The organism is Paludisphaera sp. (assembly GCF_037189885.1).
Lineage (GTDB): Bacteria > Planctomycetota > Planctomycetia > Isosphaerales > Isosphaeraceae > Paludisphaera.
This window is the reverse complement of the sequence record NZ_JBBCIR010000017.1, coordinates 25135-37661: the sequence shown is the minus strand read 5'-3', so window position 1 is coordinate 37661 and position 12527 is coordinate 25135. Positions and strand designations below refer to the sequence as shown.

12 protein-coding genes and 1 pseudogene are annotated in these 12527 nt (G+C 71.7%); 11 read left to right on the top strand and 2 right to left on the bottom strand.

What is annotated here, in order from left to right:
- Window positions 1-528: 528 nt before the first annotated feature.
- Window positions 529-696, top strand: a complete 168-nt coding sequence (locus WG209_RS07225) for a hypothetical protein (RefSeq protein ID WP_337174350.1) — start codon at window positions 529-531, stop codon at window positions 694-696.
- A 21-nt stretch (window positions 697-717) separates the two neighbouring features.
- Entirely contained in the window at window positions 718-999 is a 282-nt protein-coding gene (locus WG209_RS07220; RefSeq protein WP_337174349.1) for a hypothetical protein, read from the top strand.
- Between the two features lie 358 nt (window positions 1000-1357).
- On the opposite strand, the gene WG209_RS07215 is transcribed toward WG209_RS07220, so the two are convergent.
- Window positions 1358-3289 (bottom strand): metallophosphoesterase family protein, encoded by a 1932-nt coding sequence (locus tag WG209_RS07215; protein ID WP_337174348.1) that lies wholly within the window; start codon window positions 3287-3289, stop codon window positions 1358-1360.
- 120 nt (window positions 3290-3409) lie between these two features.
- Between WG209_RS07215 and WG209_RS07210 the strand changes: the two genes are divergently transcribed.
- The 9 genes from WG209_RS07210 to WG209_RS07170 all read left to right on the top strand — a co-directional run bounded on the left by WG209_RS07210 (window position 3410) and on the right by WG209_RS07170 (window position 11933).
- Window positions 3410-4399: a hypothetical protein gene (locus tag WG209_RS07210; RefSeq protein WP_337174347.1), complete on the top strand. Its 990-nt coding sequence runs from the start codon at window positions 3410-3412 to the stop codon at window positions 4397-4399.
- Window positions 4400-4493: 94 nt separating this feature from the next.
- On the top strand, window positions 4494-5261 hold the full coding sequence (locus WG209_RS07205; protein WP_337174346.1) for a class I SAM-dependent methyltransferase: 768 nt from the start codon (window positions 4494-4496) through the stop codon (window positions 5259-5261).
- Window positions 5258-5878, top strand: coding sequence for a flavin prenyltransferase UbiX (locus WG209_RS07200; RefSeq protein ID WP_337174345.1), 621 nt, complete (start codon window positions 5258-5260; stop codon window positions 5876-5878). Before WG209_RS07205 ends, WG209_RS07200 begins: the two co-directional genes overlap by 4 nt.
- Window positions 5875-6723 (top strand): SDR family NAD(P)-dependent oxidoreductase, encoded by an 849-nt coding sequence (locus WG209_RS07195; protein WP_337174344.1) that lies wholly within the window; start codon window positions 5875-5877, stop codon window positions 6721-6723. The genes WG209_RS07200 and WG209_RS07195 overlap by 4 nt, the downstream gene beginning before the upstream one ends.
- A gap of 8 nt (window positions 6724-6731) precedes the next feature.
- Entirely contained in the window at window positions 6732-7610 is an 879-nt protein-coding gene (locus WG209_RS07190) for a UbiA-like polyprenyltransferase (protein WP_337174343.1), read from the top strand.
- A 44-nt stretch (window positions 7611-7654) separates the two neighbouring features.
- Window positions 7655-8308 carry a hypothetical protein gene (locus WG209_RS07185; RefSeq protein ID WP_337174342.1) on the top strand — a complete coding sequence of 218 codons (654 nt, stop codon included), beginning with the start codon at window positions 7655-7657 and terminating at the stop codon, window positions 8306-8308.
- A gap of 107 nt (window positions 8309-8415) precedes the next feature.
- The gene (mqnE, locus tag WG209_RS07180) at window positions 8416-9561 is read left to right on the top strand and encodes an aminofutalosine synthase MqnE (protein WP_337174341.1); all 1146 of its coding nucleotides are present in this window, start codon (window positions 8416-8418) and stop codon (window positions 9559-9561) included.
- A 94-nt stretch (window positions 9562-9655) separates the two neighbouring features.
- Window positions 9656-10489, top strand: coding sequence for a prolipoprotein diacylglyceryl transferase (gene lgt / locus WG209_RS07175; RefSeq protein WP_337174340.1), 834 nt, complete (start codon window positions 9656-9658; stop codon window positions 10487-10489).
- A 100-nt stretch (window positions 10490-10589) separates the two neighbouring features.
- Window positions 10590-11933 carry a TlpA disulfide reductase family protein gene (locus WG209_RS07170; RefSeq protein WP_337174339.1) on the top strand — a complete coding sequence of 448 codons (1344 nt, stop codon included), beginning with the start codon at window positions 10590-10592 and terminating at the stop codon, window positions 11931-11933.
- A 21-nt stretch (window positions 11934-11954) separates the two neighbouring features.
- Here the strand turns inward: WG209_RS07170 and arfB are convergent.
- Window positions 11955-12377: pseudogene (gene arfB / locus WG209_RS07165) on the bottom strand (alternative ribosome rescue aminoacyl-tRNA hydrolase ArfB); the annotation flags it as partial.
- Window positions 12378-12527: the final 150 nt, after the last annotated feature.

The following is a 12527-nucleotide window of genomic DNA, read 5'->3' as shown; positions in this document are numbered from 1 at the left end:
GGCCAGAGCAGGGCGAGGCCCGCCGCGAAGAGGGCCGTCGTCGCGACGGGCCGGAGCCATCGACCCCCCCTGAGAGCGAAAGCCAGATACGCCAGCGTCAACGCGGGCGCGGCGAGCGTCGCGTACCGGAGTTGCAACCCGGCGGTGGTGCCCTCGCCGGAGCGTCCCCAACCGGTCGCCAGGGCTAGCAATCCGGCCGAGGTCATCAGCGCGAGCAGGCCCCCGACCCGGGGCCGGTCGCCGGGATCTCGGCGCAACGCCGCCAGCAGGAGGGCCGTCGCCCCGAGGAAGTAGGCCGCCGCGGCCAGGCCCGACCACGGCCACAGGCCGACGCCCGCCGTCCCCAGGCCCGTCGCCAGGAACTGGAGCGTCGTCCGGAGGACGGCCGTCGCGTCGCCGGGGGGCGCGTGGTGGGCCGGCGGTTGGTAGCCCCATAAGTAGGAGGCCGTCAGCAGGACGGCCGGCGTCGCGCACAGGACGTTCCAGGCCCCCCGGCCGCGCTCGCCCGACCGCCATTCGACCGCGGCCATGGCCAGGAGCCAGAGGATCGGCGCGGGGATCATCAGCAGGCCGCCGGCGTTGCAGAGGGGCATGACGGCCAGGCAAGCCCCCATCCCCGCGGCGCGGAGCGGGCTCGGCCGTCCCCCCGAGGCGACCGCCGCCGCCACGCACAGCAACGCCACGGGGAGCACATAGGCGATCTGGATCGCCCAGATCATGTTCTGCTGGTGGCCCAGGTGGAGCAGGGCGATGGGGAGGAAGGCGTCGGCGCGCCGCGCCCCGCCGGGGGCGCGGGCGGCCGCGATCAGGAGCGCCGCCGCCCCCGCGGCGAGGGTCGCGACGATCAGCGCCATCACCGGCCGGGGGTCGGCCCCGTCCAGCTCGAAGACGCCCAGCAGCACGAGCCGGGGGATGGGGATCCGGTGCTCGCTGTGCTGCGACCAGAGCCACGAGGCGCTGATCGGCGCCCGGCCGCAGAGCTGCGGGACGACGGCGTAGTCGTCCCATCGCGGCACGTCGGCCCCGAACCGGGCCACGTACCAGAGCGCCATGATCACCAGGGCTCCCCAGGCCGACCACACGAAGGCCCGCGCGCCGGCATCGGAGCCGGCTCGTGGGGATCCCGCGGTGTCGCGGTCGGTCGCCATGCGGGTGGTCGCGTGAGAACCGTGGGCGGAGTTTGGCCCATCATATCACGCCGGTCGCGCCTCGCCGCAAGGCCGGATCAAGATGTCATGAAAATGCATTCGAGTTCGGCGGGCGAAGCCGGGTTGATTTGCCGCGACGTCACCGTGTTTGTCGTTTCAAGGCGGGCCGGGCGCGGAGGCCCGGCGCGAACGAAGCCGATGCCGCCGACTCAGCGGCGCTCGGCGGGGTCGTCCATGGGGCGTTCGGCGATGACCTGGCCGGGGTCGTCGACGGGCTTCTGGATGGTGAAGGAGTCGACGACCTCGCCGTCGGTGGTCCAGGAGCGATAGGTCAGCCGGCGGGTCGCCTCGTCGATCTCGATCGTCTGGTAGGTCGAGAGCTCGGTCCGACCGACCTCGATGTAATCGCGGCTCGGCTGGTCGTGGACGAACTTGTCCCCCGAGACGGCGACGACGTAGGTGGTCCCCTCGGCCGGGGAGGAGACACGCTCATGGGCCTTCATAGGCGGCGTGCGCAGGTAGGCGTGGTCGTGGCCTTGTAGGACCATGTCGACGCCGTGGCGGTCGAACACCGGCACCCAGTGCTCGCGGATCCGGGGGTTGTCTCGGGTGGGGTGGGACGGGTAGATCGGATGGTGGAACATCACGAACTTCCAGTCTTCCCGCGCCGAGGCGAGGGCGCGGTCGAGCCATTCGGCCTGCCTCGCCGCCTCCTCGTCGCTCATGACGGCGGAGGTGCTGTCGAGCACGGCGAAGAACGCCTCGCCGTATCGGAAGCTGTAGACCAGCCCCGGATCGACCCCTTCCGGGCCGTTGGCGGGCAGGCGGAACGTCGAGCGATAGAGCCAGGGCCCGCGGTCGAGGTACTCGTGGTTCCCCGCCGCCGGCATGACCGGGACGCGGTCGAACACCGGCGCGGCGCGGAGAAGGAAGTGGTCCCAGTTGGTCCGCTCGTTGCCGCGGTCGACGAGGTCGCCGGCGATGAGGACGGCGTCCATGCCGGGGTGGCGTCGGAAGGCGGAGGAGAGCAGGGCGCCCCAGCGCTCCAGCCCGGTCTGGGCGTCGCCGAGGAAGAGGAACTCCAGCCGCTTCGGCCGGGCGGAGGCCGTCTTCACGGTCCGCCACGGTCCCCATCGCCGGGGGGTGCCGTCGCCCACGGCGTAATAGTAGGTGGTGTCGGGCTCCAGCCCGTCGACCGCCACGGCATGCCGCAGGGTGACCGGGTCGTTCAGCAGGCCGGGCGAGCGGATGGGCTCGGCGGAGCCGTGGTACTCGCGCAGGCCGACCAGGTCGTCGGGGGAGACGGGGCCTTCCTCGGGCGTCAGGTATCGCGCCGGGGCGATCCGCACGACGCTCCCCGTCGCCCAGGGGGTCGTCCGCCAGCTGAAGACCAACTGGCTCGTGGGGTCGGCCCCCAGGCTGATGAGGGTCTGGTCGGGGCGCTCGGAGGAGGGGGAGTGCGTCTTCCAGACGCGGCCGGTCGCCATCGCGGCCATGTGGCGACGGTCGCGGGCCGGCTGGAGGAGGATGGCGCCCTCCAGCGCGGAGGGGAGGCCGGTGATCGCCCGATGCGCGTCGCTGGCGGCGCTCGCCCCTTCGGCGGCGACCCCCACGGTCCACGAGGCGTCCGGGTCGGGCCGAAGCTCCAACTCCTCCGGGGCGACGGGCGAGCCGGGGCCGGGGCGGACGAAGGCGACGTAATGCTCGTCGCGCGAGCGGTCCAGGCCGTTGACCCCCAGGCCGATCCAGCCGGCCGGGAAGCGGCGACGGTGGATCGGCCACGGCCGGCCGTCGACCCGGATCGTCTCGCCCGAGGTCCGGAAGCCCTGGTCGTCCAGCCAGAACGGCTCGGCGCCGGGGGGGGCGGCCACCGCGACGACCACCGGGGCCGGGGCGCGGAACCTCAGGGCGTTGCGGCCCAGGGCCTCGCGCTCCTCGGGCGTGAGGAGGTCCAGCAGGGCCGATTCGCGGGTGACGACGGCGGTCAGCTCGCGCTCGGACTTGATCCCGGCGAGCCGCATCCCGGCCGCGTCCAGGGCCTGGCGGACGCCCGGCAGGTTTTCGACGGGCGTGGATTCTCGACAGCCGGCCATCGCCAGCGTCAGCATCACCGCCCATCCGCCCCGCTTCCAAACGTGCATGATCCGGCGTCCCTCCTGGACCTCGCGACGTGAACCCGGAAGATAGATACCGCATCCGTCCGATTCTTCGAATGGCGATTTGCCGCCGCCGGCCCTCCCCTCCACGCATCGAGACGCCTCATGCCGACGGTCCGACCCGACCCCGTGTTCCTCCTCCTCGGCGCGCTGGTCGTGGCGATCATCGCGTCGATCATCGTCGCGATCGAGCGGTTGCGTCGAGCCGCCCGTGTCGCCGCGAACGCCCGACGATCGAGGACGCCGATCGAGAACCCTCCCGCGGGGATCGTCGAGCTTCCCTTCGAGCGGACCGAGGCCAACCCGGACAACCCTCGCCATTCGCGGTACGTCGGCCCGTTCCGCGACGAGGACCGGACGCCGGACCGACCGGGGATGCCCTGGAGGCGCACCCCCTGCCCGCCGTTGCGGGGGCGGGTGGTCCTGGTGTCGCTGTTCGTCGGGGCGGACGGCCGGGGTTGGAGCGACGCGGAGGTCGCCCGGCATCTCGCCTCGCTCGGACGCGCCGCGAGGTGGATGGAGGAGGAGGCCGGGCGTTACGGCGTCGAGGCGGGGGTGGGGATCGCCGACGTCTACTTCGCCGTCGAGGGCGAGACGGCCGAGGAGGTCGACATCCTGGTGGCCCAGAGCGGCGGCGAGGTCGGGCTGTTCGAGGCCAACATGGGGGTCCGGGCGATCACCCTGATGAGTCGCGCGGCGGCCGCGCTGGGCTTCCGCGACGCGGTCGACTTCGTGCAGGAGGTCGCCGCGCGGCTGCCGGGGGCGACGGTCGCCTGGCTGCTCCACCTGCGGCTGGCCGGCCGGTCCTACGCGGTCCCGCTGGATCATACCGACCTGGAGGGGATCAGCCTGGCCTTCTGCCACGCCCGCCAGGCCAACTTCACGGAGCCCCTGATCCGCCCCCCCGCGCCCCGCGCGGCCGTCATGGCCCACGAGGTATTGCACCTGTTCGGCGCCCAGGACAAGTACGGCTGGCCCCTCTCCCACTTCCGCGGCGGCGTCACCCATTCCGACGTCATGCGGCTGGAATCCGAGCGCCTCTCCGACCTGAGCGTCGACCCGCTCACCGCCAGCGAGCTGGGCTGGCTGGACTGACGGGGGGCCCGGGGGGCATAATGGCCGGACGCCGGCGAACGCACGGAGATGACGCGCGTCGGCCGATCGACCCCGCCCGATCCGAGGCCCCCCCGTGCCGCTCACCGAACCCGCCAGCGCCCCCGCGACGCCCCCTTCCTCCGAGGACAAGTCGGACCAGCGCGTCCGGAGGATGTTCGGGTCGATCGCCCGGCGGTACGACCTGCTCAACCACCTGTTGAGCCTGAACATCGACCGCTCCTGGCGGCGGTTCACGACCCGGACGGTCCCGCCGACGCCCGGCGTCCCGGTCCTCGACGTCTGCACCGGCACCGCCGACCTGGCGATCGAGTACCACAAGGCGGCCGGCGGGACGTGCCCCGTCGTCGGGGTCGACTTCACCCGCGAGATGCTCGCCGTCGGGCTGCCGAAGGTGGCGAAGGCCGGCGCGTCGGGCCGGATCGCCCTGGTGGAGGGAGACGCCCAGCACCTGCCCGTCCCGGCCGACACCTTCGGCGTGGTCAGCGTGGCGTTCGGCCTGCGGAACGTCCGCGACACCGTCGCCGGGCTGGACGAGCTGATCCGCGCCGCCCGCCCGGGGGGCAAGGTGGCCGTGCTGGAGTTCTCGCGGCCTCGCGGCCGGATCCTCGGCCCGCTCTACCTCGCCTTCTTCCGCAAGGTGCTGCCGCGCGTCGGCCAGGCGATCGCCCCCAACGCGGACTCGGCCTACCACTACCTGCCGAAGACCGTGCTGGAGTTCCCCGACGGCCAGGAGCTTTTGGACCTGATGGGCTCTCGCGGGCTGGTGGAGCTGGAGATGCACCCGCTGACGTTCGGCATCGCCACGCTGTACGTCGGCGTCAAGCCGGCCGCGCGGCCATGACGCCGACGCCCGAGCCCCCGCCGCTGGTCGTCGCGATCACCGGCGCGAGCGGAGCCCCCTACGCGATCGCCCTGCTCCGCGCGCTCCTGACGCTGGGCCGCCGCGTCCACCTGACCATCAGCCCGAGCGCCGTGGAGGTCATGCAGGCGGAGATCGGCCGCGCGCCTTCGCTCGACGCCTTCGACCCGGGCGAGCTGCTGGGGGAGGTCGACGCGAGCCGGCTGGTCTACCACGACCATCGGGACTTCTCGGCCGGCATCGCCAGCGGCTCGTTCCTGACGGGAGGAATGGTCGTCGTCCCGTGCAGCATGAGCACGCTCGGGGCGATCGCCCACGGCATCACGACGAACCTCGTCACGAGGGCGGCCGACGTGCACCTGAAGGAGCGCCGCAAGCTGATCCTGGTCCCGCGCGAGACCCCGCTGAGCCTGATCCACCTGGAGAACATGACCCAGGCAACGCGAGCCGGGGCGGTCGTCCTGCCGGCGGCCCCCGCGTGGTATCACCGGCCGAAAGGCCTGGAGGACATGGTCGCGTTCGTCGTCGGCCGCATCTGCGACCAGTTGGGGATCCCGAACCGCCTCATCTCCCGCTGGGGCGAAGGAGACGGGGAGTGAGCCGGGTCGTCCTGATCACCGGGTCCTCCGCCGGGCTGGGCGCGGCCATCGCGCGCGAGGTCGTCCGCCGCGGGCTGGCGACGGCCATGGTCCTCGTCGCCCGCCGGGCCGACCGCCTGGACGCGCTGGCCGAGGAGCTGAGGCGCTCGACGCCGGGGCTGGAAATCGCGACGATCGCCGCCGACCTGGCCGAGGCCGACGCCTGCGCGCGGGTCGCCCGCGAGGCGGTCGAACGGTTCGGCGGCGTCGACGTGCTGATCAACAACGCGGGGCTCGGCCTGCCGACCCTGTTCGCCGACGCCCCGCCGGGGGACCTCGACCGGCAGCTCGCGGTCAACCTGCGGGCCCCGATCCTCCTGACGCGCCACCTGGTCGACTCGCTGACCTCGCGGCGCGGGACGGTGATCAACATCGGCTCGGCGATCACCTGCGTGGCGAACTCGGCGCTCGGGGTCTACGGCGCGACCAAGGCGGGGCTCGCCTACTGGAACGACGCGACCCGCCGCGAGCTGGCCCGCGACGGCGTGACCGTCTGCCTCGTCGAGCCGGGGCCGATCGGGACCGATTTCTCCGACGCCTTCCGCGCGCTCGCCCCGGACGGCGCCCGGCCGCACCCGGTCGTCGAGACCCCCTCGGGCTGGATGACGGCCGAGGTGGGCGACGTGGCGCGTCGGGTCGTGGGGCTGATCGAGCGGCCGAGGCGGCGGCTGTCGGTCCTGCGGCGGATGGTCTGGCCGTTCCGGGCGATGGGGGCGCTGGCCCGCGCGTTCCCGGCGCTGGGCGACTGGTTCGTGATCCGGGTCTTCGGCGTCGATCGGGCCTCCGGGTCGTCGGGAAAGGTTTGAGGGAAGTCATGTCGATCGCCTCGCGGCGCGTCCGCGACTACCTGGATCTGGTGCGGTTCAGCCACACCCTGTTCGCCCTGCCGTTCGCCCTGATGGGGGCCGTGCTGGCGGCGTGGGGGCCCGACGGCCTGCGCGGGCGGCCTCGCGACTGGCTGGGGATCGTCCTCTGCATGGCGACGGCCCGGTCGGCCGCGATGGCATTCAACCGGCTGGTCGACCGCGACGTGGACGCCAGGAACCCCCGCACCGCCGGGCGCCACCTCCCGCGCGGGGCGATGACCCCGGCGGCCGTGGCGACGTTCACCCTGATCTGCTCGGCCGCGTTCGTCGCCTCGACGCTGCTATTCCTGCCGAACCCCTGGCCGCTGTGGCTATCGGTCCCGGTGCTGCTCTGGCTGCTGGGCTACTCGTACACGAAGCGGTTCACGAGCCTCGCCCACTTCTGGCTGGGGGTCTCGCTGAGCCTCGCGCCGGTCGCCGCGTGGATCGCGCTCCGGGGCGACATCGCCTGGCCGCCGATCTGGCTGGGGCTGGCCGTCTTCTGGTGGGTCTCCGGCTTCGACCTGATCTACGCCTGTCAGGACGCCGACTACGATCGGGGCGCGGGCCTCAACAGCGTCCCCGCGCGGCTGGGCGTCCGCGGGGCGCTGCGGCTGGCGGCGCTCTGCCACGCCCTGATGATCCCGGCGCTCGTCGCCCTGGGCCTCTCGTACCCCCTGGGCCCGATCTACCACGCGGGCGTCGCCGTCGCCGCCGTCCTGCTGATCTACGAGCACTCGCTGGTCCGGCCCGACGACCTGGACCGCGTCAACGTGGCGTTCTTCCACGTCAACGTCGTCATCAGCATGGGCCTCCTGGCGGCGACGTTGGTGGACCTGCTCGTGTGAGTTCCAGGGCTGAGAGCGGGGCGATCATGTACGAGGTGACGACCATGCCACCGATACGACGCGGGGTTTTGGCCGTCGCCGCGGTCGCCCTCCTGTTCGGGATCGCGGCCTGTTCGGGGGAGGGGCCACGGGAACTCACCGTCACGGAGTTCGGCTTCCCCTGGTCGGAGAAGCCGTCCCCTCGGACGGTCTTCCGGACCCGAACCGACGGCGACCTTTTGCGCTTCGCCTTCGAGGTCGACGACGACGATGTTGTTGTCAGCGATGCCTGGGATGGCGAATCGACCGTGGACGGCGAGGACCGAGTCGAGATCTTCTTCGCGCGGGATGCCGATCTGGCCGACTACTGGTGCATCGAGATCGACCCGCTCGGCCGGGTCCACGATTATCACGCCCGGCACTATCGCGTCTTCGACGCCGACTGGGACTGCCCCGGCCTGAAGGCCGAGGGTTCCTCGACCCCTACCGGGTACGCCGTCCGCGGGAGCATCCCGCTGGCCACCCTGGCCGAACTCATGGGCCGGCCGATCGGGCGCGGGAGCGAGCTTCGCGTCGGCCTGTTCCGCGCCGAGTTCCGCGGGGAGGGGCCCGAGGCTCGCGGGGAGGCCGACGACAACTGGATCAGTTGGGCGAGGCCGGCGGTCGAGAAGCCCGATTTCCACGTCCCCGAGGCGTTCCGAACGATCGTCGTGCCGTGACGGCCGGCGTCGCGCCGGGGCGCCAGGCGTTGCCGGATCGTCCGATCGAGACTAGAATTTCGGGAAGCAGAAGGTAGCAGACCGTGCTCCCCAGCAATGGAGTGGATATGGCCGTCGACGCTGATCTCAGGGCGATTCGCGAGAAGGTGGAGGCCGGCGAGCGGCTGAGCTTCGAGGACGGGCTGACGCTGGAGGCCTCGCGCGACGTCCTGGAGATCGGGGCCCTCGCCAACCTCGTCCGGGAGCGCAAGAACGGGGACCTGGCGTTCTACAACGTCAACACCCACATCAACCCGACCAACGTCTGCGTCTACACCTGCGACTTCTGCGCCTTCCGCGCCGACCTGGACGAGCCCAAGGCGTACGTCCTGTATCGCGACCAGATCGCCGAGCGTGCCCGCGAGGCCAGCGCTCGCGGGGCGACCGAGATCCACATCGTCGGCGGCCTGCACCACAAGCTGAAGCTGGACTACTACTGCGACGTCATCCGCTGGATCAAGGAGGTCGACCCCGAGATCCACGTCAAGGCGTACACGGCCGTCGAGATCGAGTTCTTCGCCAAGATCACCCGCGTCTCCCGCGAGGAGGTCCTCAAGCGGCTCATCGACGCCGGGCTGGGGAGCCTGCCCGGGGGCGGCGCGGAGATCTTCCATCCCGAGGTCCGCGAGAAGATCTGCGGCGCCAAGGCGTCCACCGAGGCCTGGCTCGACGTCCACCGCGCGGCGCACCGGCTGGGGCTGAACTCCAACGCCACCATGCTCTACGGCCACATCGACGGCCCGGTCCACCGGATCGACCACCTGGTCCGCCTGCGCGAGCTCCAGGACGAGACCGGGGGCTTCCAGACGTTCATCCCCCTGGCGTTCCACCCCGACAACTCGGAGATGTCCGACATCGTCGCCCCGTCGGGGATGATGAACCTCAAGACGATGGCCATCAGCCGGCTGATGCTGGACAACTTCCCGCACATCAAGGCCTACTGGGTCATGCTCGGCATCAAGACGGCCCAGATCTCCCTCTCGTTCGGCGCCGACGACATCGACGGCACCGTCGTCCACGAGAAGATCTACCACGAGGCCGGCGCCGAGACCCCCCAGGAGATCACCGTCGCCGAGATCCGCCGCCTGATCGAGGAGGCCGGCCGCACCCCCATCGAGCGCGACACGCTCTACCGCGAGATCCGCCGCGACGGCGACCGCTGGAAGGCCGGCGCCAAGATCCGGACCCCCGCCCTGGCCGTCCTCGACTCCTGACCGATCGGCCTTGCCCGGAACCCGATCGGCTGGCATCCTGCCGGCGCGCGAACCCGCGCGCCGGACCCGGACGACCCGCCGAAAGGACGCGGCCATGCAACCGATTCTGTTGGAGATCCTCGGGCTGAGGGTCCACGCCTACGGCGTCTTCATGGCGCTGGCCTGCACCGCCGCGCTCCTGTTCTGCGTCCGCCGCGCCCCCCGCGAGGGGATCCACCCAGACTCCGTGTACGAGCTGGCCACCTGGCTGTTCCTCGGCGGCGTCGTCGGGGCGCGGGCGTTGTTCGTCGTGGTCCAGCCGAGCGCGATCCGATCGCCCCTGGACCTCGTGCGTTTCTGGGACGGGGGGGGCGTCTTCTACGGCTGCATCCTGGGGGGCCTGGGGGGGACGCTGCTCTATTACCGGAGGAAGCCGTTCCCATTCGCGAGGATGGCCGACGTCGTCGCGCCGGCGCTCGCGATTGGGGCGTTCTTCGGGCGGCTCGGCTGCCACTTCAAGGGCTGCTGCCACGGCTCGCTCACGTCCGCGCCCTGGGGCGTCCGCTTCCCGGCCGGCTCGCACGCCTGGGTCGAGCACGTCGACCTGGGCCTGATCCCCCCCGAGGCCGCGCGGTCGCTGGCCGTCACGCCCACGCAACTCTACGCGGCCTTCTCGGCCCTGGCCCTCTTCGCGTTGCTGCTGGCGTACTACCCGCGTCGCCGTCGGCCGGGGCAGGTGATGGCGATGCTGATGATCGCCTACCCGATCACCCGATGGCCCGTCGAACTCCTCCGCGCCGACGACCCGGGCGTCTTCGCCGGCGTCACGGTCTCCATGCTCATCAGCCTGATCCTTTGCGCCTCGGGCGTCGCGCTGTGGCTGCGGCTCCGCCGCGACGAACGGCCGTCGCCGAGCACGAAGCCGGATCCGCGTCCCGCCGTCGCGTAGGCCCCTCGGCCGATTTTGCTTGCCGCCTCGATCCTCGACGGCGTATCCTCGCACTCCGACGTTTGTCTGAAGATCGGCGGCCGGCGAGGGAGGGCGAGGCATGATCGGCGCTACGATGATACTGGCGGGGGCGCTGGCGGCCGGCGCGGCGGAGGCAGGGGAGGAGTTGCCGCGCTACCGGCTGGAGCCGGGGATGGTGCTGACCTACAAGGGCTCGGGCCAGTCTCGGTATACGCGGATGACCTCGGCCGAGGAGAGCGAGACGACGGCCTGGGTCGTCGGCCGGAACCCGGACGGGAGCGTGAGGATCGTCATGCGGCAGGGGAGCCGATACGCCTCGGCCCGCGACGGCGAGGCCCCCGAATTGGACAAGGAGCCGATGGACCACGACTTCGGCCGCGTCGACCTGTTCCCGGACGGCCGGCTCGGCCCGGCCACCGAGACCGGCTATCGCATCCGGCCCCGGACGATTTTCCCCCGCCTGCCCGAGGACGGCGATCAGGCCAAGGCCGGTTGGTTCGACGCCGACGAAGGGAGCCTCGACGGCACGCGCTACGAGGCACCCCAGGCCGAGCCCGGGGGATGGATGATTCGCGCCGCGAGCGAGGGGCCGGAGAACCGCGTCTACGAATCCACCGGCCGCTTGACGTACCATTTCGACGCCGGTCGCGGGCTGATCAAGCGGGTCGAGTCCGAACACACGCAGGGCTACGGCTTCCAGGGGAAGGGGACCGGCGTGGTCGAATTGGTCTCGCTCGAAACGCTCGACGAGGGCAAGCTCGCCGCGTTCCGCCAGGCCGCCGACGCCTACTTCGACGCCGAGAAGTCCGCCAACGACGCCGCCCGGGGCGAGCACGACCCCGCGAAGCTCGAAGCCGCCCTGGCGTCGGCGAAGGCCGAGCTGGCGAAGGTCCGCGACGCCATGTCCGAGCCGACGTTCCGCGAGGCGCTCGACCGCCGCGTCGAGAGGTTCGACTCCCTGGCCGAGTACTCGCTCGACGAGGCGAGGCGCCGGGCCGAGGTCGTGGGCAAGCCGGCGGCGGGCTGGAAGGCCCCGGGCCTCGACGGGAAGGAGCACGACCTGGGCGACTACCGGGGCAAGGTCGTCGTGCTCGACTTCTGGTATCGCGGCTGCGGCTGGTGCGTCAAGGCGATGCCCCAGATGAACGAGGTCGCCGAGCATTTCGCCGGCAAGCCCGTCGCGGTCCTGGGGATGAACACGGACGGCGACGAGGCCGACGCGAAGCTCGTCGCCGACGTGATGGGCCTCAAGTACGGCACCATCCGCATCGACCGCGAACTCCCCGAGAAGTACGGCGTCCGCGGCTTCCCCACGGTGGTCGTCATCGATCCCGAGGGCGTCGTGCGCGACCTCCACGTCGGCTATTCGAAAGACCTCCGCGAGTCGCTCGCGAAGTCGATCGAGGCGTGCTTGCCGAAGTGACGGGCCGTCGGGGCCTCGGGCTCATTCGTCCGAGGGCCCCAGGTCCCTGCGCCTCGCCTTGGTCTCGCTGTGCTTGCGCTTCGACGCCAGCCGTCGCTTCTGGGAGCCCAGAGTCGGCTTCGAGGGCCGGCGGGGCTTGGGGCGCTCGCACGCCTTGGCGATCAGCTCGACGAGGCGCTCGACGGCGTCGCGGCGGTTCGACTCTTGCGTCCGCTCGGTCTGGGCGAGGATCGTGAGGAAGCCGTCGCCGCCGATCCGACGCCCCGCGAGCGTGAACAGCCGACGCCGCACGTCCTCCGGCAGCGACGGCGAATTCGTCGCGTCGAACCGCAGCCGTACGGCCGTGGAGACCTTGTTGACGTTCTGCCCGCCGGGCCCCGACGACCGGATGAACTCGAAGTCCAACTCCGACTCGTCGAGCGAAACCCGCGGATTGATCTCGATCATCGTGTCTCGCTCGCGCCGGTAGGGTACCGATTCGATGGTCCCCTCTCCCCCCGGGAGAGGGTGGCCCGGAGGGCCGGGTGAGGGTCGTGGCACTGTAGAGATTGCGGCGGTTCACGGCATCGCGAGCCAACGCCATCCCCGAAGCGC